Annotated in this window: 19 protein-coding genes and 1 riboswitch; of the genes, 8 read left to right on the top strand and 11 right to left on the bottom strand. The window is 72.3% G+C overall.

Annotated features, from left to right (window positions below):
* Nucleotides 1-55 precede the first annotated feature (55 nt).
* Nucleotides 56-823, bottom strand: a complete 768-nt coding sequence (locus IO39_RS44560; protein WP_043638412.1) for a metallophosphoesterase family protein — start codon at nucleotides 821-823, stop codon at nucleotides 56-58.
* Nucleotides 824-1,109: 286 nt separating this feature from the next.
* On the opposite strand from IO39_RS44560, the gene IO39_RS44555 reads away from it, so the two are divergent.
* Nucleotides 1,110-2,864, top strand: a complete 1,755-nt coding sequence (locus IO39_RS44555; protein ID WP_043638410.1) for an AMP-dependent synthetase/ligase — start codon at nucleotides 1,110-1,112, stop codon at nucleotides 2,862-2,864.
* 23 nt (nucleotides 2,865-2,887) lie between these two features.
* Here IO39_RS44555 and IO39_RS44550 read toward each other — a convergent pair whose 3' ends face one another.
* A complete protein-coding gene (locus tag IO39_RS44550; protein WP_084774583.1) occupies nucleotides 2,888-3,733 on the bottom strand; it encodes a DeoR/GlpR family DNA-binding transcription regulator in 846 nt (281 codons plus the stop codon).
* Nucleotides 3,734-4,018: 285 nt separating this feature from the next.
* Here IO39_RS44550 and IO39_RS44545 point away from each other — a divergent pair, with 285 nt between their 5' ends.
* From IO39_RS44545 to IO39_RS44535, 3 genes are read left to right on the top strand one after another with little or no spacing between them, the layout of a single operon-like run.
* Entirely contained in the window at nucleotides 4,019-5,305 is a 1,287-nt protein-coding gene (locus IO39_RS44545; protein ID WP_052424180.1) for an ABC transporter substrate-binding protein, read from the top strand.
* Entirely contained in the window at nucleotides 5,305-6,177 is an 873-nt protein-coding gene (locus IO39_RS44540) for a carbohydrate ABC transporter permease (RefSeq protein ID WP_043638408.1), read from the top strand. The genes IO39_RS44545 and IO39_RS44540 overlap by 1 nt, the downstream gene beginning before the upstream one ends.
* Nucleotides 6,174-7,091 carry a carbohydrate ABC transporter permease gene (locus IO39_RS44535; protein WP_043638406.1) on the top strand — a complete coding sequence of 306 codons (918 nt, stop codon included), beginning with the start codon at nucleotides 6,174-6,176 and terminating at the stop codon, nucleotides 7,089-7,091. Before IO39_RS44540 ends, IO39_RS44535 begins: the two co-directional genes overlap by 4 nt.
* Before the next feature lie 152 nt (nucleotides 7,092-7,243).
* On the opposite strand, the gene IO39_RS44530 is transcribed toward IO39_RS44535, so the two are convergent.
* The 6 genes from IO39_RS44530 to IO39_RS44505 form a co-directional block, all read right to left on the bottom strand.
* The gene (locus IO39_RS44530) at nucleotides 7,244-8,314 is read right to left on the bottom strand and encodes a glycosyltransferase family 4 protein (protein WP_439331511.1); all 1,071 of its coding nucleotides are present in this window, start codon (nucleotides 8,312-8,314) and stop codon (nucleotides 7,244-7,246) included.
* A gap of 143 nt (nucleotides 8,315-8,457) precedes the next feature.
* On the bottom strand, nucleotides 8,458-9,894 hold the full coding sequence (locus IO39_RS44525; RefSeq protein WP_169789237.1) for a M48 family metallopeptidase: 1,437 nt from the start codon (nucleotides 9,892-9,894) through the stop codon (nucleotides 8,458-8,460).
* 11 nt (nucleotides 9,895-9,905) lie between these two features.
* A complete protein-coding gene (locus tag IO39_RS44520; RefSeq protein ID WP_157549853.1) occupies nucleotides 9,906-10,736 on the bottom strand; it encodes a gluzincin family metallopeptidase in 831 nt (276 codons plus the stop codon).
* 160 nt (nucleotides 10,737-10,896) lie between these two features.
* Nucleotides 10,897-11,418: a C40 family peptidase gene (locus IO39_RS44515; RefSeq protein WP_043638403.1), complete on the bottom strand. Its 522-nt coding sequence runs from the start codon at nucleotides 11,416-11,418 to the stop codon at nucleotides 10,897-10,899.
* A 73-nt stretch (nucleotides 11,419-11,491) separates the two neighbouring features.
* Nucleotides 11,492-11,653, bottom strand: a riboswitch (cyclic di-AMP (ydaO/yuaA leader).
* Between the two features lie 589 nt (nucleotides 11,654-12,242).
* Nucleotides 12,243-13,169, bottom strand: a complete 927-nt coding sequence (locus IO39_RS44510; RefSeq protein ID WP_245642621.1) for a C40 family peptidase — start codon at nucleotides 13,167-13,169, stop codon at nucleotides 12,243-12,245.
* A 133-nt stretch (nucleotides 13,170-13,302) separates the two neighbouring features.
* Nucleotides 13,303-14,625 carry an NYN domain-containing protein gene (locus IO39_RS44505; RefSeq protein ID WP_043638397.1) on the bottom strand — a complete coding sequence of 441 codons (1,323 nt, stop codon included), beginning with the start codon at nucleotides 14,623-14,625 and terminating at the stop codon, nucleotides 13,303-13,305.
* Nucleotides 14,626-14,769: 144 nt separating this feature from the next.
* Here IO39_RS44505 and IO39_RS44500 point away from each other — a divergent pair, with 144 nt between their 5' ends.
* Entirely contained in the window at nucleotides 14,770-15,846 is a 1,077-nt protein-coding gene (locus IO39_RS44500) for a phosphotransferase family protein (protein WP_043638395.1), read from the top strand.
* Here the strand turns inward: IO39_RS44500 and IO39_RS44495 are convergent.
* Together IO39_RS44495 and IO39_RS44490 are read right to left on the bottom strand one after the other, a co-directional pair.
* The gene (locus tag IO39_RS44495) at nucleotides 15,828-16,496 is read right to left on the bottom strand and encodes a response regulator (protein WP_043638391.1); all 669 of its coding nucleotides are present in this window, start codon (nucleotides 16,494-16,496) and stop codon (nucleotides 15,828-15,830) included. The genes IO39_RS44500 and IO39_RS44495 overlap by 19 nt on opposite strands.
* Nucleotides 16,493-17,752 carry a sensor histidine kinase gene (locus tag IO39_RS44490; RefSeq protein ID WP_245642620.1) on the bottom strand — a complete coding sequence of 420 codons (1,260 nt, stop codon included), beginning with the start codon at nucleotides 17,750-17,752 and terminating at the stop codon, nucleotides 16,493-16,495. The genes IO39_RS44495 and IO39_RS44490 overlap by 4 nt, the downstream gene beginning before the upstream one ends.
* A gap of 111 nt (nucleotides 17,753-17,863) precedes the next feature.
* Between IO39_RS44490 and IO39_RS44485 the strand changes: the two genes are divergently transcribed.
* From IO39_RS44485 to IO39_RS44475, 3 genes are read left to right on the top strand one after another with little or no spacing between them, the layout of a single operon-like run.
* A complete protein-coding gene (locus tag IO39_RS44485) occupies nucleotides 17,864-18,106 on the top strand; it encodes a hypothetical protein (protein WP_052424176.1) in 243 nt (80 codons plus the stop codon).
* The gene (locus IO39_RS44480) at nucleotides 18,103-18,594 is read left to right on the top strand and encodes a PH domain-containing protein (protein WP_043638390.1); all 492 of its coding nucleotides are present in this window, start codon (nucleotides 18,103-18,105) and stop codon (nucleotides 18,592-18,594) included. The genes IO39_RS44485 and IO39_RS44480 overlap by 4 nt, the downstream gene beginning before the upstream one ends.
* Complete coding sequence (locus IO39_RS44475; RefSeq protein ID WP_052424175.1) at nucleotides 18,591-20,468, top strand: PH domain-containing protein; 1,878 nt, start codon at nucleotides 18,591-18,593, stop codon at nucleotides 20,466-20,468. Before IO39_RS44480 ends, IO39_RS44475 begins: the two co-directional genes overlap by 4 nt.
* Before the next feature lie 366 nt (nucleotides 20,469-20,834).
* Here IO39_RS44475 and IO39_RS44470 read toward each other — a convergent pair whose 3' ends face one another.
* The gene (locus IO39_RS44470; RefSeq protein WP_043638389.1) at nucleotides 20,835-22,274 is read right to left on the bottom strand and encodes a hypothetical protein; all 1,440 of its coding nucleotides are present in this window, start codon (nucleotides 22,272-22,274) and stop codon (nucleotides 20,835-20,837) included.
* Between the last annotated feature and the right edge of the window lie 255 nt (nucleotides 22,275-22,529).

Below are 22,529 nucleotides of genomic sequence, written 5' to 3'. Positions count from 1 at the left end.
GGACGGGCTCCGCCGCAGTGCGCAAACCACCGCAGGCGGCGGGGTGCCGGGCGGATCACCACTCCAGCACGTACGGCACGCCTCTCCCCCGGAAGTGGCCCACGTTCACGCATTCGGTACGGCCCACCCGCGCCCGCGCGTGCAGCGGGTTGTGCACGTGGCCGAACAGGGCGTAGCGCGGCTGCGTCCGCCGGATCGCCTCCAGCGTGGCCTCGCTGCCGCGCTCGAACCGCCTGGCCACCACGTCGTAGAGCAGTTCGGGCACGGCGGGCGGGATGTGGCAGCACAGGACGTCCACCTCACCGACGGCCTCGATCTTGGCGGCGTACTCCTCGTCGGAGATCTCGTGCGGGGTGCGGTAGGCGGTCTTGAGCCCGCCGCCCACGAACCCGAACCGCAGGCCGCCGATCTCGGCCACCTGCCCGTCGAGGACCTGGTGGCCGGGGCGCAGGTAGTCGCTCCACAGGCGCGGGAGGTCCACGTTGCCGTAGGTGAGGTAGGCGGGGGCGGGCATGGCGGCGAACAGGGCGGCGTACTGGGCGCGGACGTTGCGTTCGATGTGCTCGCGCGGGTCGCCGTCGAGCGTGGCCCACAGCCGCGCCGACATGGCCCTGGCCTCGTCGAACCGCTTGGCCGTGCGCAGCGCGATGAACTCCTCGGCGTTCCGCGCGCCGAACAGGTCGGCGAAGATGCCCTGCGCGTGGTCGTCGTAGTCGACGAACAGGATCAGGTCGCCCAGGCAGATCAGCGCGTCCGCCCCGTCACCCGCCCTGGCCAGCGCATCGGCTCTGCCATGGACATCGCTGACGACATGGACCCTCATAGGAGGATATTAAGCCGCCCGCCGGACGCCCCCGAGCCCGCCTCCGCCCTGCCCGGAGCCCCGAGTCCGCCACGCGCCGAGCCCGGGTTCGCCATGCCCGGAGCGCGCGGCCACCCGGCCCGGAGCCCGCCGCTGGCCGCGCTTCGGTGCGACCGTCCTGCGCCGCGTCCCCCGGCCGTGGCTGCTAGCGTGGGAAATGCCCTTCATAACGCCTCAATGACGGAGCTACCGGAGCGTAACTTAAGGCGGTAACGTCCAGGCGGTTCCCCGAAGAGGAGTTGAGTTCGTGCGCGAGTACAGCGTCCCCGTCCTGGTCGATGTGCCTGCCTCCGCCGGCCTGGCCGACACCGTCTTCCGTCGCGCCGAGCAGGAGCCGGGCGCGATCGTGATGCGCCGCCAGGTGGACGGCGGGTGGCCCGTCGTCACCGCGGCCGAGTTCCGCGACCAGGTGGTCGAGGTGGCCAAGGGCCTGATCGCGGCGGGCGTCGAGCACGGCGACCGGGTCGCGCTCATGTCGCGCACGCGTTACGAGTGGACGCTGGTCGACTACGCCATCTGGGCCATCGGCGCGGTGACCGTGCCGATCTACGAGACCTCCTCCGTGGAGCAGGTCAGGTGGATCCTGCACGACAGCGACACCAAGGCGGCGTTCGTCGAGCTCGACGGGCACGAGGAGACCGTCAAGGAGGCCGCGCCCGAGCTGAAGCCGATCTGGCGGGTGGACGGCAAGCTGGAGACCGGTCAGGTCACCGACGCCGACGTGGACGCGCGCAGGAAGGGCGTCTCCGCCTCCGACCTGGCCACGATCGTCTACACCTCGGGCACCACGGGCCGTCCCAAGGGCTGCCGGATCACCCACGACAACCTGCTGTTCACCGCGCTCAACGTGCTGCGGGGGCCGCTGGAGCCGCTGTTCGCCCGCAAGGACCCGGCGGCGCTGCTGTTCCTGCCGCTGGCGCACATCTTCGCGCGGATGATCCAGGTGGTGCTGCTGGAGGCGGGCGCGATCATGGCGCACACGCCGAACATGAAGAACGTCGCCCCCGACCTCCAGGACTTCAAGCCGACGTTCCTGCTGGGCGTGCCGCGCGTGTTCGAGAAGGTCTACAACGCCGCCGAGCAGAAGGCCATCGCCGGCGGCAAGGGCAAAATCTTCGCCCGCGCGGTCGACGTGGCGGTGGCGTGGAGCAAGGCCGAGAGCTCCGGCGGCGCGCCCCTCGGGCTGCGGCTGCGGCGGGCCGTGTTCGACAGGCTGGTCTACGCCAAGCTGCGCGCGGCCACCGGCGGCCGGCTCTCGGCGGCGGTGTGCGGCGGCTCCGCGCTGGGCGACCGCCTCGGCCACTTCTTCAGGGGCGTCGGCATCGAGGTCTTCGAGGGCTACGGCCTGACCGAGACCTCGGCCCCGTGCTCGGTCAACATGCCCGGCGCGAACAAGATCGGCACCGTCGGCAAGCCGCTGCCCGGCGTCACGCTGCGCATCGGCGACGACGGCGAGATCCTGGCCAAGGGCCGCAACGTCTTCGAGGGCTACTGGAAGAACGACGCCGCCACCGGCGACGTGATCGACTCCGACGGCTGGTTCCACACCGGCGACATCGGCGAGCTCGACGCCGACGGCTACCTGCGCATCACCGGCCGCAAGAAGGAGATCCTGGTCACGGCGGCCGGCAAGAACGTCGCCCCCGGCCCGCTGGAGGACGCCCTGCGCGCCCACCCGCTGATCTCCCAGGCCATGATCGTGGGCGACGGGCGGCCGTTCGTCGCGGCCCTGATCACCCTCGACCCGGAGGCCGTGCCCGCCGGCTCCAGCGTCGCCGGCCTGCGCTCCGACCCCAAGGTGCGGGCCGAGATCCAGGCGGCGGTGGACAAGGCCAACCTGACCGTGTCGAAGGCCGAGCAGATCAAGAAGTTCGTGATCCTCGAGGCGGACATGACCGAGGAGAGCGGGCACCTGACGCCGACGCTCAAGGTCAAGCGCAACCTGGTGATGCGCGACTTCGCCAAGGACATCGAGGAGCTGTACTCCACCCGCGGCGACTAGCCGGGAGGTCCCCTCCCGCCGGATCACATCCGCTGCTCCGGCGGCGGCGCCGGGGTGATGGCGTCACCCCGGGTCCGGCGCCTGAGCGCGGGGGTGTCGGCGATGAGCAGCTCGCCGACGTGGGCCGCCAGGGTGTCCCTGGCGGGCTGGGGCAGGCCGGCGTCCGAGATCAGCACGTCGGCCTCGGTCAGCTCCGCGATGGTGCTGATGCCGACCATGCCCCACTTGCTGTGGTCGGCGGGCACGACGAGCCGGCCGGCCGACTCCACCAGGGCCCGGCCGGTCTCCGCCTCCATCAGGTTGGGGGTGGTGAAACCCGCCCTGACGGTCATGCCGTGCACGCCGAGGAAGAGCAGGTCCACGTTGAGCCGCCGGATCGCGGCCACCGCCACGGGGCCGACCAGGGCGTCGGACGGGGTGCGCACCCCGCCGGTGAGCACGATCGTCTGGTCCGGCCGTCCCGCGAGCCGGAAGACGTCGGCGACCCGCACCGAGTTCGTGACCACGGTCAGGCCGGGCACGCCGGTCAGGTGGCGGGCGAGGGTCCACGTGGTGGTGCCCGCCGACAGGGCCACGGCGGTGCCGGGGCGGACGAGGGCGGCGGCGCGGCGGGCGATGGCCTGCTTCTCGGCGTCCCGGCGCACGGACCTGACGGCGAAGCCGGGCTCGTCGGTGGTGAGGGAGGCGCCGGTGACGGCGGTGGCGCCACCGCGCACCTTGGCCACCAGGCCGCGCCCGGCCAGGTGTGCCAGGTCGCGGCGGATGGTGAGATCGGAGACGCCGAAGGCGCGCACCAGCTCGGTCACCCGGACGCCGCCGCGCCGCCGGACGAGCTCCAGGATCGCCTGCTGACGCTGCGGGGCGAGCATCGCATCACCAGATCCCAACAGGTTCCGACACTTCATCATGACACGACCGGCTCAGCAGGGCTCTCCACGATGCCCGGCGAACGGCCGCGCTGAGGAGGCCGGGAGGGGTGGCCGCGAGGGGTGGCCGGGAGGGGTGGCCGGGAGGGTGGCCGGGAGGGTGGCCGCGAGGGTGCTCGGCGATTTGTCATGCGATCGTGCGTTGACAGTTGGAAATGTCAGCTTTTCGATGAATGAAAGTGAGTGAACTCGGGGGAATCCGAAGGGTCCAGCAAGGAGAAACCCACCATGAGCCAACGGTCGCCGATCTCCCGCCGCAATCTCCTGCTCGGCGCCGCCGCCGCAGTGGGCGTGCCCGCCGTACTCACCGCCTGTGGTTCCGACGCTCCCGCTCCGGGCGGAGGTGGCGGCTCGGGCGGCCTCGGCACGGTGACGATCGGCTCGAACGCCTCCGACGAGATCCCCAAGAAGACCCTCGACACCGTGGTGAAGTCCTTCACCCAGGCCACGACCAGGATCAACACGGTCGATCACAACACGTTCCAGGAGAACATCAACCGCTACCTGAGAGGCACGCCCGAGGACGTGTTCACCTGGTTCGCGGGCTACCGCATGCAGTTCTTCGCCGAGCAGGGGCTGGCCGTCGACATCTCGGACGTGTGGCGGGAGATCGGCGGCGACTACACGCAGGCGTTCAAGGACCAGTCGACCGGCACCGACGGCAAGCAGTACTTCGTGCCGTTCACCTACTATCCCTGGGCCGTCTTCTACCGCAAGAGCCTCTGGCGCGAGAAGGGGTACGAGCCGCCCGCCACGCTGGACGAGCTGACCGCGCTGGCCAGGAAGATGAAGGCCGACGGGCTGATCCCGATCGCGTTCGCCGACAAGGACGGCTGGCCGGCGATGGGCACGTTCGACATCCTCAACATGCGGATCAACGGCTACGACTTCCACATCTCGCTCATGGGCGGCAAGGAGTCGTGGACCGACCCCCGGGTCAGGCAGGTGTTCGAGACCTGGCGGGGGCTGATGGAGTTCCACCAGCCGGCGGCGCTGGGCCGTACGTGGCAGGAGGCCGGGCAGTCGCTGGCGCAGAAGAAGACCGGGATGTACCTGCTCGGGATGTTCGTCGCCCAGCAGTTTCCCGAGGCCGACCGCGACGACCTCGACTTCTTCACCTTCCCCGAGATCAACCCGGCGTACGGGACCGACTCCATCGACGCCCCCATCGACGGTTACATGATCTCCGCCAAGGCCAGGAACGTGGCCGGCGCCAAGGCCCTGCTCAAGCACTTCGCCCAGGCCTCCTCGCAGAACATCGCCACGAAACTGGACCCCGGCATGCTGGCGGCCAGTTCCAAGGCCGACACCTCCGGCTACAGCACCCTGCAGAAGCGCGGCGCGGAGCTGGTGTCGAAGGCCAAGCACATCGCGCAGTTCCTCGACCGCGACACGCGGCCGGACTTCGCCTCGACCGTGATGATCCCGTCGCTGCAGTCGTTCGTGGGCGAGCCCGCCGAGATCGACTCCCTGCTGGCGAGCATCGAGAAGCAGAAGGCCAACATCTTCCGCTGATGGCGACCAAGACCCGTCGCTACTCCGCCCGCGACGTGACCGTGCTGGTCATCGGGCTGGGGGTGGCCGTCATCGTCAACGTGGGCCTCATCTGGGGCCCCACGCTGGCCTCCGTGGGGCTGTCCGGCACCGACTGGGGCGGCATCGGGCCCATCGAGTGGATCGGCGGCCGGAACTACCACGACCTGGCCGCCGAGTACCCGCCGTTCTGGTCGGCGGTCCGCAACAACGTGGTGTGGCTGGGCTTCCTCGGGCTCGTCGCCACGCCGTTCGGGCTGTTCTGCGCGGTGCTGCTGGATCGGCGGCTGCGGCTGTCGCGCGTCTACCAGAGCGCCCTCTACCTGCCGGTCGTGCTGTCGCTGGCCGTGGTCGGCTTCATCGCGCAGCTCGTCTACTCCTCCGACTACGGCGTGCTGAACGCGGTGACCGGGCTGAGCGTGGACTGGCTGGGCGACAGCTCGATCAACATCTGGGTCGTCATGGTGGCGGCGGCCTGGCGGCACGTCGGGTACGTCATGATCATCTATCTGGCCGGGCTCAAGGCGGTCGATCCGGCGCTGAAGGAGGCGGCCGCCATCGACGGGGCCAACGAGCGGCAGGCGTTCTTCCTGGTGGTGTTCCCGACGCTGCGGCCGATCAACGTGATCGTGCTGGTCATCACGGTGATCGAGGCGCTGCGGGCCTTCGACATCGTCTACGCCATCAACAAGGGCAGGAACGGGCTGGAGCTGCTGTCGGTGCTGGTCACCGAGAACATCGTGGGCGAGGCCAGCAGGATCGGGTTCGGCTCGGCGATCGCGGTGATCCTGCTGGTGATCTCGCTGGGGTTCATCGTGACATACCTGTCGCAGCTGTTCAGGGAGGAGAGATGACGCTCACCGCGCCGCCCGCCGCTCCCCCGTCCCAGGCCCGGCGTCCGCCGTCGCGGCGGCGGGCCGGGCCGCTGCGCGTGCTGCTGCACGCCTTCCTGGCGCTGGTGGCGCTGGGGTGGCTGCTGCCGCTGGCCCTGGCGGTGTACGCCTCGCTGCGGCCGTACGACGAGACCGCCCGGCTGGGCTACCTCTCGCTGCCCGAGAACCTCACGCTCGACTACTACGCACAGGCGTGGACGCAGGCCGAGCTGCCCCGCTACTACCTCAACACGCTGATCATCGTGGTGCCCGGCGTGGTGGTGACGCTGCTGCTGGCGTCGTTCACGGCGTTCGCCATCGCGCGGCTGCGCATCCCGGGGCGCAAGACGCTGCTGATCGTGTTCACGGCGGGCAACCTGCTGCCGCCGCAGGTCCTCATCACCCCGCTCTACACCCTCTACACGATGATCCCGCTGCCCGCCTGGCTGTCGGACTCCCAGTCGCTCTACGACTCCTACCTGGGGCTGATCCTCATCCACGTGGCCTTCCAGTTCGGCTTCTGCGTCTTCGTGCTGGCCAACTTCATGCGCACGATCCCCGAGGAGATCAGCGAGGCGGCGCTGGTGGACGGGGCCGGGGTGTGGAAGAGGTACTGGCGGCTGACATTGCCGCTGTGCCGGCCGGCGCTGGCGGCGCTGTCCACGCTGCAGTTCACCTGGATGTACAACGACTTCCTGTGGGCGCTGGTGCTGATGTCGTCGGGCGACAAGCTGCCCGTCACCTCGGCGCTGAACAACCTGCGCGGCCAGTTCTTCACCGACTACAACCTGCTGGCGGCCGGGTCGGTGCTGGTGGCGCTGCCGACGCTGATCGTCTTCCAGCTCCTGCACAAGCAGTTCGTGGCCGGGCTCACGCTCGGCTCCACCAAGGGCTAGGGCCCCGCCGGAGGACAGGGCTTCAGCAAGGACAGGGCTTCAGCAAGGACAGGGCTCCGGTAGGGCCAGGGCTTCAGCAGGGCCAGGACTCCGGCAGGGACAGGGCTCCGGCAAGGGTGAGGCTCCGGTCAGGACGAGAGGGGAGGAACCCGTCAGAGCAGGGCGTGGAAGCGGGCCGCGACCTGCTCCCACGCCCACTCGCGGGCGATCCAGTCGCGACCGGCCGCGCCCATCTTGCGCGCCTTGTCGGGGTCGGTCAGCAGCTCGACGACGGCCCGCGCCACCTCGCCCGCGTCCGTCCCGTCCACGACCAGGCCGGTCTCGCCGGGCCTGACCGCGTCGGGCGCGCCGCCGGAGGCGCCCGCCACCACGGGCAGCCCGGTCGCGGACGCCTCCAGGAACACGATCCCGAGCCCCTCGACGTCCACGCCCTTCAGCCGGGTGCGGCACGGCATCGCGAACACGTCCGCCGCCGCGTAGTAGCCGGGCAGGCCCGCCGCCGGGACCGTACCGGTGAACCTGATCGACTCCCGCCCCGCCGCCAGCCGCTCCAGCCTGCCCCGGTACGGCCCGCCGCCCACCAGCAGCAGCACCGCGTCCGGCACCGAGCGCAGCACCTCGGGCCAGGCCCTGATGAGCTGGTCCTGGCCCTTGCGCGGCACCAGCCGCGACACGCACACCACGACCGGCCGCCCGGCCAGCCCCAGCTCGGCCTTGGCCGCCCCGGGGTGGAACTGGTCGACGTCCACGCCGGGAGCGAGCCGGACGAGCTTGTCCGCCGGCACGGCGGCGGCCAGCCGCGCGCGGGTGTACTCCCCCAGGTACGTCACCACGTCGGCGTGCCCGCCGATCCTGCGCAGCACCGAGCGGAAGCCCGGCGCGCCCGCCCACGACGCCTCGTGGCCGTGGGTGAGCATCACCACCCGCCGCGCGCCCGCCTCCCGCAGGCGCGGGGCGAGCAGGCCGAGCGGCGCCGCCGCGCCGAAGACCACGGTGCCGGCGCGCTGCTCGGCCACCAGCGCGGCGGCCCGGCGCGCGACGGCGGGGGTGGGCAGCATGAGCCGCGTCGGGTGCCGCACGACCCGGTACGGCTGGCGCCGGTCGAACTCCGCGCAGCCCGGCCAGGCGGGGGCGTACACCGCCACGCCGGGCGTGCGCAGGGCGAGGCCGTGCACGAACGACTGGATGCCGCCCGGCCGGGGCGGGAAGTCGTTCGTCACGATGACCACGCTGCGCCCGGCCTCACCGCCGGCGCCCTGCTCGGGGCCGGCGGCGGGCTCGTGCGCGGGGCCATGGGCCGGTTCGCGGGCCGGGCCGGGGGCCGGGTTACGGGCCGGTTCGCCGGCCGGGCCGGGGGCGGGGCTGGTCACGGCTCCGGGACGCCGTTCAGCGCGGCCCACGAGCGGGCCAGGGCGATGCGCTCGGGGCTTGAGGGATGGGAGGCATAGAGCACATATTCCACCGCATCCGGCGACAAGTCAGAAATATTAGTTACGGCCAGGCGTTTCTGCATCGCGACGAACGTGGCCGGATCCCTGGTGAGGTCGAGCGCGTGCACGTCGGCCCTGGCCTCGATGTGCCGGCTGACCAGGTTCTGGGCGGGGCCCAGGAGCAGCGCGCCGCAGGTCGTCAGCCCCATGAGCACGCCGACCGCCCTCGGGTCGGTGATCGAGGTGACGCCGGTGCGCCGCCTCAGCAGGGGGAACACGAGGTAGAGCGCGATCGCGCCGAAGCCCGCGCCGAGAGCGCCGAGGAGCGTGCCGTACAGCACGTCGTCGTGCTCGGCGTGGCCCAGCTCGTGCGCCACGACCAGCTCGACCTCCCGCTCGGGGGCCCGCAGCAGCGTGTCGTAGACGACGATGCGGCGGGTGGCGCCGAAGCCGGACACGTACGCGTTGAGCGCCGTCGTCCGGCGCGAGGCGTCGGCGACCAGCACGTCCTCGACCGGCACGCCGTCGCGCTCGGCGAGGGCCAGCAGGTTCGTCCGCAGCGGGCCCTGCCGCATGGAGGCGAAGTCGTTGAACAGCGGCTCGAACACCACCGGATACCCGAACGACGTCACGACCGTCAGCGCGAACGCTCCCGCCGCCGCCGGGATCCACCAGCGCCTGACCCTGCGGGCCAGCGCCACCAGGGCCAGCAGGGTCAGGCCGAGCAGGAACGTCTCCACGCCCAGGTTCTTCAGCCGGTCGCCGGCCCAGCCCGCCCAGTCCTGGGTGGACAGGCCGTACTCCCGCAGGATCGACTCCGACCACATCCCCAGGGGCCACCTGACGGCCTCGACGATCGCGGTGAGCGCCACGACGCCCAGGATCACCCGCAGCCACCACGGCCCGCCCAGCCGGCCCAGCAGCCTGGCGCCGAGCGGCGTGGCGAGCAGGAGGCCGGCGAAGGCGACCGTGAGCGCGAGCGAGAGGTAGACCGGCAGGCTGGTGGCGGCGTCGAACGCCTGTGCCCTGGCGATCTGGGCGGCGCCGAAGTCGCGGGCCGGGTCGGGCGGCCCGCCGGTCAGCGCCCGCCAGGGGGTGCTGAAACCGGCCACGGCCACGATCCCGAGACCGAGCAGCACCAGCGCCACACCCGCCTGCCGCCGCCCCTTCCCGTCCCCGCCCGCCACGCTCCCGCCGTCCCGGGGCGCGTCATCCCGGGGCGCGTCATCCCTGAGCGCGTCGTCGGCTTCCTCGCGGTCGTCGGCTTCCTCGCGGTCGTCGGCTTCCCCGCGGTCGTCGGTTTCCTCGCGGTCGTCGGTTTTCTCGCGGTCGTCGGTGTCGTCGCGGGCCTCGGTGTCCCTGCGATCGCTCATCTGCCTCCCCTTCATGCGAGCTGATCCCGCACGTACGCACGCCACCGCGCCGTCAGCGTGGCGACGGAGAGCCCCAGTGAGGCGAGCGCCCGATCGACGCCGGCCGCCTGGGCTTCACGGTAGAGCCTCACCAGGGTCCTCTCACCGAACCGGTCCGCGAGGAAGCGACACGCCAGCCAGGCGGCCTGGTACGCCCGGGCGAGCCGGTCCGGGTCACGCCCGTCGGCCGCGAAAGCATCAGGTCCGGGCAAAGCGCTCGGCAGCCGCCCGGCCCGCACCTCGGCCGCCAGCTCGGCGGCGGCCGTCGCCACGGGCAGACCGGCGTCGCGGTAACCGACGTAGTCGGCGAACCCCTCGTAGAGCCAGACGGGCAGGCGGTCGGTGCCGGCGACGACGTGGGTGAGCTCATGGGCCAGGACCACGTTCTTGCCGGTGGGGTTGAGGGAGGCGAAGAGCTCGGGCACGAGGATCACCCGCCCGCCGTCGGCCACGGCCGCCAGCCCGTCGAGCCGTGCCACGCCCGCCAGCCGGGCCGCCTCGGCGGCGGAGTCCGGTACGACGATCAGCGGTCGTACCGGGCGGCCGAGCACGGCCGAGACCCGCAGCCCCGCGACGTCGGCCCGTCGCGCCACGTCGTCCAGCTTCACGCCTCCGGCCCCAGTCTCGCCCCCGGCCCCGCCGTGATCGTGCCCCACGACGGTGGAGCGCCTGCCACGGCTGACGACCGCGTCCCCGGGCCACAGATCGCGCGCTCCCGGGGGAAGGACGGGGGAACCGGGGAGGAGAGTGTCGGCGGCCGGGACGAGGAACAGCAGGGCTGCCACCACGACTCGTCGGCTCACCCCCTGGGACACGATGCCCGATCGTAGTCGGCCCATGCCGGGACCAGACCCAGCCCGAAGATCCGTCGTGCTCACCCTCGGCCCGGACCACCACCGGTCCGGGACATGCGAGAGCCCCGTCCGAATTCAGGAAAGTCTCCAGAAATCCGGACGGGCCTCTTCACGCGCCGGGACGGACCGCGCCCACGAAGGACGACTTGCGCCAACCGCCCAGCTTGTCGATGCGTACCCGTTCACCTGTCCGAGGTGAGTGGATCATCTTGCCTTTGCCGACGTACATGCCGACATGGCCCAGCCCGTTGAAGAACATCAGGTCACCTGGCTGGAGGTTCCGCCAGGAGATCTTGTTCCGGGTGCGGGCGAACTGGCTGCTCGCCACGCGCGGGAGCTTGACGCCGGCCTTCTTCCAGGCGAACTGGACGAGACCGGAGCAGTCAAACGAACCAGGCCCTGTGCCTCCGTACCGGTACGGGTCACCGATCTGGTTCTTGGCCACGGCGACGGCCTTGCGGGCCTTCGCCTTCTGCCGGGCGACCTTGGCTGCCCTTCGCTGGGTGGCCGTGGCCTTCTTCGAGGTCCGGGCGGTGGTCTCCGCCTTCGCCGTCGTCTCGGCCGAGTCGCTCGTCGTCGCCGCCTGAGCCGTGGGGGCATGGAGGATCAGACCTCCGGCCGTCACGGTCATCGTGAGTGCAACGCCACTCAGGGCAAGGCGGGACAGGCGGGGGTTCTGCAGGGGACTAGACAGGATTTCTCCTTGTGTCTTCCACGAACGCCTACCGGGTTAGCTGACGGATTCGGGCGTGGAAGTCGCCCTACGGCGCGATGGCGCGCCGATTCACCCCTGATCCCTGGGGAATGGGATCGCTGGGTCCCCGGCTCCGTGCCTCCTGGCTGCACGGACTCGGCAGGCCGCTGCCCCGATCGAAAGAGTGGGGATCGTCGGGGGCGACCGGCGGATTTTTATCTGTCTCCCATCGGCAGGGAACCGATGCGGGTTCGCGGCGACATGGCTTGTTCACCGCGACGACGCCAGAAGCTACGCCGAAAGGTCAAGGATCGGCAAAGGCTGAGTCAGGTTGTAAAGATCAGACAAGGGTGGGAGTCAGGATCGAAACCCCTGCTGAACCGCCGGGTTCCGTTACCGAAATGTGACCCTACTCACACTTGCCGGAGCCGCCGGTTGTCAGGTCCCAACTGTCACTCCAGTCACAGGCGTCGCGGTAAATGTGAGCATCGCCACTGGGAGCGCTCCCGTCCCTCGGAGCCACAACATCCCCTTTAGCGGGAAATTTCGTGATGCCTACGGTTCCGCCCGTATGCGCAGCCCCTGATCCGGTGGCGAATCCCACCCCGCCGACGGCGCCTTTCTACGATGCCGCATCGTAGAAAGGGCGTACGGACGCGTCCGCACGCCCCTCGGATGACTCAGAGCGGCGAAATCAAGCGCGGCAGAGGCCGCGATCCGGCCCGGGGCCCGCGAAGGGGGCCTTACCGCCAGGACGGCGCCTACGGGCGGACGGCGCCGACCAGCCGGCGGCCGTACTGGGAGAGCTTGACGACCTTGACGACGTCGCCGGTCTGCGGCGCGTGCACGATCTGCCCGTTGCCCGCATAGATGCTGACGTGCCCCAGCCCCTCGCTGAAGATGAGGTCACCGGGCTGCAGCGAGTCGAGCGACACCTTGCGCCCGGCCCCCCAGGCCCACTGCTGCCACGTCGTACGCGGCAGCGACACCCCGGCCGCCCGCCAGGCCGCCTGGGTGAGCCCGGAGCAGTCGTAGCCGCGCGGCCCCGTCCCGCCGTAGATGTACGGCTTGCCCACCTGGGCGAACGCGAACCGCAGCACCGCCGCCGCGTTCCCCGACGCCGGGCCCGTGTACTTGATGCCCGTGCTGTTGGGGTTGCCGGGGTTGTAGGCCCCCAGCTTCTTCAGCAGCTTCTTCTGCTGGGCGATCAGCTTGCGGATCTCGGAGCGCTCCTTCTCGACCGCGTCGCGCTCCTCGTCGGCGTCCTGCAGCGCCTCCTGAGCCTTGTCACGCTCGGCCTTGAGCCCCTTGTTGGCCTCGTTGAAGGCGGCCAGCTTCTCGGCCCGCTCACGCGAGAGCTGACCGGCCACGGCCCAGCCCGACAGCAGCGCGCTGGGGTTGTCGGAGCCGAACAGGCCGGGCCAGGAGGTGACGTCCTCGCCGAGCTTGTAGCTGTCGACGGCCATCCCGACGACCTGCTCGCGCAGCTCGGCGACGGTCTCCAGCTTGCGCTGGTAGCTCTCGTTCAGCTTGGTGTAGGTGCTCTTGGCCTTCTTGTAGCGCTCGTTGGCCGTGTTGTACTGGTCGACGACCTTGTCGGCCTTGTCGTTGAGCTTCTCGAGCTTGGCCTTGGCCTGCCCCAGAGTGGGCCGGGGATCAGAGAGAGCCGGTCCTGTCGGAATCAGCACCAGTCCGAACGCGATTCCCGCGGCCACCGGCACCCGGCCAAACCTCACTGTGTCGCCTCCCAGGGATTACACCTGGGGCGTAATGGTACAGAAGTGGCGGGCGAGGTATGCGCAATCTCAACAATTCGTCATTTTATGCCCGTCCCAGTCTGCGCAGCAGCAAACCAGACGGAACGGGTCTCGCGCCCATCCGCCGCACCGACTCGGCCACCTCGCGGTCGGACGAGACCACGGCGATGGCCCGGCCGGGCGGCTCGGCGCGGACGAGCTGGCGGATGAGGTCGTCGGCGATCTCGCCGGGCTGGCTGAACAGCACCCGCACCCCGCGCGGCGCCACGACCTGCACGGGGGCGTTCAGCTCCGCGCCGTCGAACACCACGGTCACCTCGACCCGGGTCTGCGCCACGAGCCCGCCCAGCGAGGTCATGAGCCGGGTGCGCTGGTCGGCGAGGGTGAGGGTGCCGTAGCCGGTCTTGGTGACGTTGTAGCCGTCGATGATCAGGTGCACCTGCGGCAGCGCCAGAAGCTGGTCGAGCAGTTGCGGGTCGTCGTCGGCCAGGGCGCGCGCGGGCACGCCGCGCACGCCGGGGCGCTCGCCGGTGACGGCGGCGACCGAGTCGGCGGGCCGGCTGATCGTGGTGGGCAGGGCCAGCTCGCGCCGCAGCCCGGCCGAGGCGTCCTGGAGCGCGTCGAGCAGCACCCTGATGCGGGCGTCCTCGATGCTCCTGCCCTCGCGGGCGGCCCGGCGCGAGGCTTCGAGCTGTTTCTCCACGTCGGCCAGCCGCTCGCGCAGCCGCCGCAGCTCGTGCTCGCCGGCGCTGCCCGCGGCCGAGGCGGCCGACCTGGCCTCGTCGGCGGCCTGCTCCATCTCCTCGGCCCGGCGCGTGGCGGCCTTGGCCCGCTCGCGGGCGTCGTGGAGCTTGCGGCGCAGGTCGGAGTTCTCCGCGCGGGCGGCCTTGATCTGCTCGCGCAGCCGGTCGGCCTCCTCCTTGGCGGCGCTCTTCTGCGCGGCGAGCTGCTCGCGCAGCCGCGCCACCACCTCTTCGCGCTCGGAGCCCTCGGCCGCCACCGCGGACTGCTCCAGGTCGGCGCGGGCGGCCTCGATCATCTCCGCCCAGCCCGGCGGGCGGGTGAGGTAGGCCGCCGCCGCCACGAGCACGGGGTCGGCCGCCGGGGGCACGTTGCCCTCGGCCAGCGCGGCGACCAGCTCGGGCCAGCCGGCCGCCACCGACTCGGCGACCAGCTCGCGGAACTTCTTGTCGTTCTCCAGCTGCGCCGCGATGGGCGCCCCGCCCAGCCTGGCCCGCTTGCGCGGGTCGAACTTGGCGATGCCGCGCAGGGGCAGCGGTATGGCGGTGGCGGGCATCGTGGCCAGCACCTGGGAGGCCAGCTCCACCACGTTGAGCCGCACCGGCTCGGGAAGCGGGCGAGCCAGGCCTTCACCCGCTGAACTCATCCCACTTGTCCCTTCGCGACATGCCCTTTCAGACAAGGGTACGGCTGTTGCGTACCTGACCGTAACGGCCGCCCTCTTATGGACAAGCGCTTGCTCGGCGGTATACGACTGTCGAAGGGCACATGTCCACGCGGGAGGCCCACTGTGACGGAACAGCTGCGTACGTCCACCCGTGACCTGGAGGAACTGCGGAAACGCGCCACCGTCTGGCTTCGCGGCCGGGTCGGCGAGAGCGGCGCGGTGTCTGAGATGTCCAGACCGTCGGGAAACGGCCTGTCCAGCGAGACCCTGTTCTTCACCGCGACCTGGGACGGAGGCGCGACGCGCTGCGTGGCCAGGCTCGCACCTGCGCCGGAGGCGGTTCCGGTCTTCCCGGCGTACGACCTGCGGGCCCAGTTCGAGATGATGCGCCTGGCCAGGGAAAAAGCTGGAATCCCAGCGCCCCGGGCCCTGTGGTTCGAGCCGGACCCGGAACCGCTCGGCACGCCGTTCTTCGTCATGGAGCGCGCGGAGGGAGAGGTGCCGCCGGACCTGCCGCCGTACACGTTCGGGGGCTGGCTGCACGACGCCTCCCCCGCGGACCGGCGGCGGCTGCAGGACGCCAGCGTCGGGATCCTCGCGGCGCTGCACCAGACCGCGTTCACGCCGCGGGAGCTGGCGCCGTTCGGCGCGCCCGGGCTGCGCGCGCACGTCGAGGCCCAGCGCGCCTACTACCGGTGGGCGCACGGCGCGCGGCCCATCCCGCTGCTGGAGCGGGCCTTCGCCTGGCTGGAGTCGCACTGGCCGGACGACCCCGGCCCCGACGTGCTCACCTGGGGCGACGCCAGGATCGGCAACGTGATGTACCGCGACTTCACCCCGGTCGCGGTGCTCGACTGGGAGATGGCCGCCGTCGGCCCGCGCGAGCTGGACCTCTCCTGGATGATCTTCCTGCACCGCTTCTTCCAGGACCTCACGACCGGCGCGGGCCTGCCCGGCCTGCCCGGTTTCATGCGCCGCGAGGACGTCTGCCGCACCTATCGCGAGCTGACCGGCCACGAGCCGCGCGACCTGGACTTCTACGAGATGTACGCCGCCCTGCGGCACGGCGTCATCATGGCCAGGGTCTGGCAGCGCCGCATCCACTTCGGAGAGCAACCCGGCCCGGACGACCCCGACGACCTGGTGCTGCACCGGGCCACCATCGAGGAGCTGCTGGCCGGCTACGAGCCCGCGTCGTAGACCAGCAGCGCCACCTGGACCCGGTTGTTCAGGCCCAGCTTGGTGAGGATGCGGGAGACGTGCGCCTTGACCGTGGGCACGCTCATGAACAGCTCGCGGCCGATCTCGGCGTTGGACTTGCCCTGCCCGACGGCCGTGGCCACCTCCCGCTCCCGCTCGCTGAGCCGGCCGAGCAGCTTCCTGGCCCGCTCGCCGCGCTCCCCCGTGGCGCCGTCGGCCACGTGCGTGATGAGCTGCCGCGTCACCGCCGGCGACAGGATCGGCTCCCCCGCGGCCACCTTCCTGATTGCCCGCACCAGGTCGATCGGCGGGATGTCCTTCAGCAGGAACCCGGCCGCCCCCGCGCGCAGCGCCCGCAGCACCTGCGCGTCGGCGTGGAACGTGGTCAGCACCACCACCTCGGGCGGCTCGGACGTGCGGCGCAGCGTCTCGGTGGCGGTCAGGCCGTCGATGCCCGGCATGCGGATGTCCATCAGGACCACGTCGGGCCGGTGCGCGCTCACCAGCGGCGGCACCTCGGCCCCGTCACCGGCCTCCGCGACGATCTCGATGTCGCCCGCGCCGCCGAGGATCATCGACAGCCCGGCCCGCACCATCGCGTCGTCGTCCACGATCAGCACCCTGATCGGCCCCCCGGCCGCTGCGGTCATGCGTCGTCCTCTCCCGTCGTCTTCGCCGGCCACGGCAGCCAGGCGCGTACCACGAAATTCCCCTCGGGCGTGGCGCCGTGCTCCAGCCTGCCGCCGGCGAGCTCCGCCCGCTCCTTGAGCCCGATCAGGCCGGCGCCCGCCCCCGGGATGCGCGACCCGGCGCCCGCCCCCGGCAGGCGCGCGCCGTGGCGCGTGCCCAGGGGGTTGCCCACCTCCACCGACAGGCCGTCGCCGCGCTCGCCCCGCACGGTGACCGTCACCGGCGCCCCGCCGCCGTGCTTGCGCGCGTTGGTGAGGGCCTCCTGGATGATGCGGTACAGGTTACGGCCCAGCCCCTCGGGCGCGTCGGAGGCCCGCAGGTCGAGCCGCACCCGCATGCCCGCATGCCGGCACTCCTCGACCAGCGCGGGCACGTCGGCCATCGTGGGCTGCGGCCGGTCGGGCACCACGTCGTCCTCCGGGGCCGAGTGGCGCAGCACGCCGATCACCTCGCGCAGGTCCTGCAGCGCCAGATGGGCGTTGCTCCTGATGGCCCCGGCCGCCCTGGAGATCTCGCCAGCCGGCGCGTCGGGCCGGAACTCCAGCGCGCCCGCGTGCAGGCTCAGGATCGAGATGCGGTGGGCCAGCACGTCGTGCATCTCGCGGGCGATGCGCTCGCGTTCGAGCCGCTTGGCCTCCTCGGCGGCGCTGTCGGCACGCTGCCGCAGCGACCAGACGAGCTGCCGCCTGGCCCTGATCACCACGCCCCACGCGAACACCGTGAGCAGGATCGCCACGCCGAGCGCCGCCGCCCACGTGCGGTCCAGCTCGGTCTGGGGCCGCAGGATGACGTAGGGGGCCAGGGTGACGAAGTTGAGCACCGCGACCGGCCCGGAGATCCGGAACGGCCGGTGCACCGCCACCGTGAAGAACGCGACCACCGACGTCCCGCCGGGCAGCTCCAGGTAGGACGACAGCAGCGCCGTCACCACCGCGAGCTGAACCGGCCAGCGGCGCCGCAGCCACACCGCGACGCACGACAGCGCCCCCGTCACCTGCTCGACGGCCATCAGCGGCTGGGGCTGGTTCTGCTGCCGCAGCTCGATCAGGGACAGGAACGTCAGGCCGGCGGCGAGCAGGAACATGGCGATGTCGACGATCCAGTCGCGCGTCGAGCGCCGCACCCGCCCGCCCGCGCTGCCGTCGCCGAGCAGCACCGACGGCAGCGCCCACCGGTATTCGTGGCCGGGAGCGCCGTCCCCCCGCAGTTCCGTCACGTTCATCGAGGTTAAGCCCTGCCGAGGGTGCGGCGACAGCGACCAAAGTCGGTGCCCGCCGAGACCTAGGACCGACGCGGGCCGCCCCCCGGGCGGGCGAGGCTGGACGGCATGCAAGCGGTGTTGAAGGTGTTCGGCTGGCTGCTGCTCCTGCAAGGGGCGGCCGGCCTGGTGAACGGTCTGCTCGGCTGGTGGAAGTGGGCGCACGACCTGATCGTGGTCAACCATCTGCCGTTCCTCTCCGGATATGAGGTGTTCGCGGCCATCGTGATCGGGGTGCTCGGGTTCGTGCTGCTGGCCGCCGGCGAGTCGCTGTCGTCCTCGTCCTCGTCGTCCCCGGGGGAGGGCGAATGAGCGTGACCGGGCTGCGGCCGCCGCGCAACCGGGCCGACCGGCGGGCCGTGCCGTGGTGGACGGTGCAGTGGCTGATCCTCATGGTGCCCGTGGCCGGGGCGGCGGTGGCGGCGTACTGGTTCCTCACCGAGCGGCCGGTCTGGCTGGGCGGCGTCGTGGCGGTGTTCGCGCTGGGCTGCCTGACGCTGGCCGTGGTGGCGCCACGGGCGGCCTACCGGGTGGAGCGGTGGGAGGTCACCGACCAGGCGGTCTACACCCGCAAGGGGCTGCTGACGCACACCTGGCAGGTCGCGCCGATGTCGCGCATCCAGCGGGTCGACACCGCGCGGGGGCCGGTGCAGCGGCTGTTCGGGCTGGCCGACGTCACGGTGACCACCGCGTCCTCCGCCGGGGCCGTCAAGATCGAGGCGCTGGACCACGAGGTGGCGGCCGAGCTGGCCGAACGCCTCACCGCGCGCACCCAGGCCACGCCGGGAGACGCGACGTGAACGGTCACCGCGAGCCACACGAGAGCCCCGGGCCGATCACGAGCACGGCCGGCGGCGCGGCGTGGGAGACCTCCGTCCGACCTCACCTCTCCGGAGCCGCGAGGGCGGCGGACGGCCAGAGCCACGACCGGCCCCACCCCTCCGGGCCGGCCGCGGGGCCGGCCGCGGGGACCGTCGTGGAGGAGGAGGCGGCGAGGTGGCGGCGGCTTTCCGGGCGGAGCCCGTGGGCGTCGGGGGTCAAGTCGCTGGTCGTCGCGGCGGGCGCCGGGGCGGGGCTGGTGCGGTTCCTGATGGGGCGCGACTGGACGGCCGGCGGCATCGTGGCGGCGTGCGCGGGGGCGGCGGTGCTGATCGTCGCGGCCCTGGTCGCGTACGACCTGCTGCGGCTGCGCGCCACCCGCTGGCGGCTCACCCCCGACCGCCTGGAGCTGCGCTCGGGCCTCACCACCCGCCAGCACCGCTCGATCCCGCGCGACCGGGTGCGCAGCGTCGATCTCCGCGCCGACCCGGTGCACCGGATGTTCGGCCTGACCGTGGTCAAGGTCGGCACGGGAGAGCACGCCGGCGACGGCGACGAGGTGGCCCTCGACCCGCTGGACCGGCATGAGGCCGAGGCGCTGCGCCGCACCCTGCTGCGCCAGGAGGAGCGGGCCGCCGCCGCGCGCGAGGAGGGGCCGGTGGCGGAGCTGCGCTGGTCCTGGGTCAGGTACGCGCCGCTGTCGGTGTGGACGTTCACGGGCGCGGCGGTGGTGCTCGGCGCGTTGTACAAGGGGCTTGAGACGGTGGGGCTCAAGAGGTTCACCACCCGGATCGCCGCCGGCCTGTGGGAGTGGGTGGTGGCGCAGCCGCTGCTGGCCGTGCCGCTGCTGCTCGCGCTCAACCTGCTCGTCGGCGTGCTCGGCGCGGGCCTGCTGTTCGCCGAGTCGTGGGCGCGTTACCGGCTGGAACGCGAGCCGGGACGGCTGCGGCTGCGGCGCGGCCTGCTGACCGCGCGCTCCCTGACGCTGGAGGAGCGCAGGCTGCGCGGCGTGGAGATCAACGAGCCGCTGCTGCTGCGGCTGGGCGGCGGGGCCCGGATCAGGTCCATCGCCACGGGGCTCGGCAAGAGCTCCGGCGACGAGACCGAGGACGCCGCCGCGCTCACCCCGCCCATGCCCCGCGCCCTGGCGCTCCAGGTGGCCGCCACGATCGCCGGCACACCCCTGCCGGTCACCGGCCCGGCCCCGTCCGACAGCCAGGCGGGCGCACCCCTGCCGGTCACCGGCACGACTCTGCCGTTCGCCGGCCCGGTTCCGTCACACGGCCCGGACGGTCTGCCGGGCGGTGGCGCAGAAGGGCCTGCGTCCCCGGACGGTCTGCCAGGCGGTGGCGCAGGAGGGCCGGCGGCCCCGGCCGGGCTGGCCGGGCATCCGGGGGCGGCGCTGCGCAGGAGGGTCGTGCGGGCGGGGGTGGCGGCGGTCGTGGCGGTGGCGGCGGCGGCCGTCGCGGAGCTGACCGCGCCGTGGGCGTGGGTGGGCGGCTGGGTGTGGACGGCGCCGGTGGCGGTGCTGGTTCTCGGGCTGTGGCACGCCGTGGTGAGCGCCGGCAACCTGGGGCACGCTCTGGGTTCGCGGCACCTGATCGCCAGGAGGGGCGCCGTGGTCCGCCGTACGGTCGCGCTCGACCGCGCGGGCATCGCGGGCTGGACGGTCACCGAGTCGTTCTTCCAGCGGCGGGCGGGCCTGCTGACCGTCTCGGCCACGACGGCGGCGGGCCGGGGACACTACGAGGTGGTGGACGTCGGGCGCGCGGACGGGCTCGAACTGGCCGCGCAGGCCGTCCCCGGCCTCCTCGACCCGTTCCTGACCCGGGAAGCCCCCTCGACCCGTCCCTGACGGGAAACCCCCTCGGCCCGTCCCTGACCGGAAACCTCATCGATCCGATCCTGGCCCGGACAACCCCGTCAATCGGATCCCGGCCAGGGAACCCCGTCGGCGCGGTCCTGGCCAGGGAACCCCGTCGGCGCGGTCCTGGCCCGGGAAAAGCAATGAGCCGCGTGATCCCCCACGGTTTGCCCATGCCCCTGTACTGGACAAACATGATCGCGCGGCTCAGGTGCTTGCAGACATAACGTTATTTGTCCCGCTTGCAACCGGGTTGCAGCTTCTTTAACCGTTCATGAAGCCGCGAAAGTCAGCGGCCGGTGGACATGCGAAGGCGGGGCGGCCCGTCCTGGCGCCGCCCCGCCGAAGAGGCACGTCTCAGCCGCCCGCCGGCTGCCCGCCCAGCGCCGCCAGGTACGCCTTGGCCAGGGTGAGCGCTCCGTCCATCGCTTCCTTCTCCGGTATGAGCACCACCTTGGGCGAGTCGGTCGCCTCGGCCGCCGGCCGCTGGTGGCCGGAGTAGTCGACCTCGACGACCACCGCCCCCGTACGAATGATCACGGAGCCGCTGCCCGCGGAGACCTCGCCGCTCCTGCTCTTGACGTACTGCCGGTACGCCTCGTCGCCCAGCCCCTCGGTCCGGGTCAGCTTGCCCCAGGTGACGCCGCCGATGGAGGATTCGGCCGTGTTCCTGGCCCGGCCGTACCCGGTCGCGTAGAAGGCCTTGGCCGCGGGCTCGTCCACGGCCCCCGCCCGGTTCGTGAACCGGTGCACCGTGATCAGCGCGCTGCGGATCTTCGTGATGCCCTCGCCGCCCGGCAGCTCCCTGTTGAGCCAGCGGCACTCGGTCTGGCTGTCGGCGCCCACGGTGGTGCCGCGCGCCCGGGTGACCGGCTCGGGCACCAGCCGCGTGGCCGTCTCCGTCACGGCCGCGCAGTCGGCGGGGAAGGAGGCCAGCACCGTGGGCGAGGGGGTCGCGCGGGGGCTGGGCGAGACGGTGGCCGCCGCCGATGGCTCCACCTTGGCCAGCACGTCCGGGTGCTGCGCCTGCCAGGCCGCCACGCCCTTGGCGACGTGCCCGATCAGGCCGCTCACCTCGCGGATGGCGTTCTCCTCCGTGATCGCCTGGGCGCTCTCGTTCGTCAGGATCTGGGCGTCCTTGCGCTGCTGGCCCGCCTGGTACCTCACCTCGATGGTCATGTCGCCGACGCGGGCCCGGGCCGTGCCGAAGGCGTACCAGAGGAGCTTGTCGTCGCGACGCCAGGTGTACTGGGCGAACGCGCTGTCACCGACGCCGGGCAGGTCCTTGACCGGGGAGAGATACTCCTTCTCGCCGGGGTCGAGCGACGGCTTGGCGGTCTCGCGGTACTTGCCGTGGCGATAGTCCAGCTCGTACGCGTTCTGGGCCACCGCCCGGCCCGTCTTGGCGCCCTCGCCCCGGTGCTGCGCGACCTTGACGTCGATCTCCCTGCTGCGCCAGAAGTCGCCGTACGAGATGCGCTGGTTGATCCAGTTGCAGCGGAAGTCGATCGTGTAGTCGCCGTTCCTGGCGGACCTGGCGATCGTCGCGTCGGGGACCAGCCGGTCGACCTCGGCCGCGGGCAGCATGCCGCACACGTCGGGGGCCGCCGCGTCGGCCGCGGACCGCTGGGCGGGCGGCGACGACGACGGGCCGGCCACCGGGGTCGTGCCGGTCCCGGCGCCCCTGCCATAGACGAAGTACGCCCCCACGCCGGCCGCGGCCACCAGCACCACGAGCGCCGCGGCCAGCGTGGGCATCAGCCACGCCGGCCGCTTCGGCGACGGGGGCCGCGGCATGGGCGGCATGGTCGAAGGCATCGCCGGCGACGCTCCGGGCCCCCCGGGAGGCCCCTGCTGCCCAGCAGGCCCCGAAGGCCCCTGCGGTCCGGAGTGACCCCAGGGGGCGGGAGGGCCGGAAGGCGGCCGCGGTCCGGACGGGCCCCAAGGGCCGGGTGGCTGCGGTCCTGAGGGGGTCGAGGGGCCTGGGGCCGCGTGCGGCGGGAACGGGCCGGGCGGGCCGTAGGGGCCGGGTGGCGGGGCCGGCGCCCCGGA

The organism is Nonomuraea candida (assembly GCF_000725485.1).
Lineage (GTDB): Bacteria > Actinomycetota > Actinomycetes > Streptosporangiales > Streptosporangiaceae > Nonomuraea > Nonomuraea candida.
Note: the sequence above shows the minus strand (reverse complement) of the source record. Positions and strands in the feature narration are given on the sequence as shown.

Excerpts from the sequence above, each read along its gene's own strand:
- IO39_RS44550 (WP_084774583.1), bottom strand. The coding sequence starts at position 3,733 with ATGCTCGCCCCGCAGCGTCAGCAGGCGATCCTGGAGCTCGTCCGGCGG.
- IO39_RS44470 (WP_043638389.1), bottom strand. The coding sequence starts at position 22,274 with ATGCCGCGGCCCCCGTCGCCGAAGCGGCCGGCGTGGCTGATGCCCACG.
- IO39_RS44525 (WP_169789237.1), bottom strand. The coding sequence starts at position 9,894 with ATGAGCGATCGCAGGGACACCGAGGCCCGCGACGACACCGACGACCGC.
- IO39_RS44495 (WP_043638391.1), bottom strand. The coding sequence starts at position 16,496 with ATGACCGCAGCGGCCGGGGGGCCGATCAGGGTGCTGATCGTGGACGAC.
- IO39_RS44535 (WP_043638406.1), top strand. The coding sequence starts at position 6,174 with ATGACGCTCACCGCGCCGCCCGCCGCTCCCCCGTCCCAGGCCCGGCGT.
- IO39_RS44505 (WP_043638397.1), bottom strand. The coding sequence starts at position 14,625 with ATGAGTTCAGCGGGTGAAGGCCTGGCTCGCCCGCTTCCCGAGCCGGTG.
- IO39_RS44515 (WP_043638403.1), bottom strand. The coding sequence starts at position 11,418 with ATGACCGTGACGGCCGGAGGTCTGATCCTCCATGCCCCCACGGCTCAG.
- IO39_RS44560 (WP_043638412.1), bottom strand. The coding sequence starts at position 823 with ATGAGGGTCCATGTCGTCAGCGATGTCCATGGCAGAGCCGATGCGCTG.
- IO39_RS44545 (WP_052424180.1), top strand. The coding sequence starts at position 4,019 with ATGAGCCAACGGTCGCCGATCTCCCGCCGCAATCTCCTGCTCGGCGCC.
- IO39_RS44485 (WP_052424176.1), top strand. The coding sequence starts at position 17,864 with ATGCAAGCGGTGTTGAAGGTGTTCGGCTGGCTGCTGCTCCTGCAAGGG.
- IO39_RS44540 (WP_043638408.1), top strand. The coding sequence starts at position 5,305 with ATGGCGACCAAGACCCGTCGCTACTCCGCCCGCGACGTGACCGTGCTG.
- IO39_RS44480 (WP_043638390.1), top strand. The coding sequence starts at position 18,103 with ATGAGCGTGACCGGGCTGCGGCCGCCGCGCAACCGGGCCGACCGGCGG.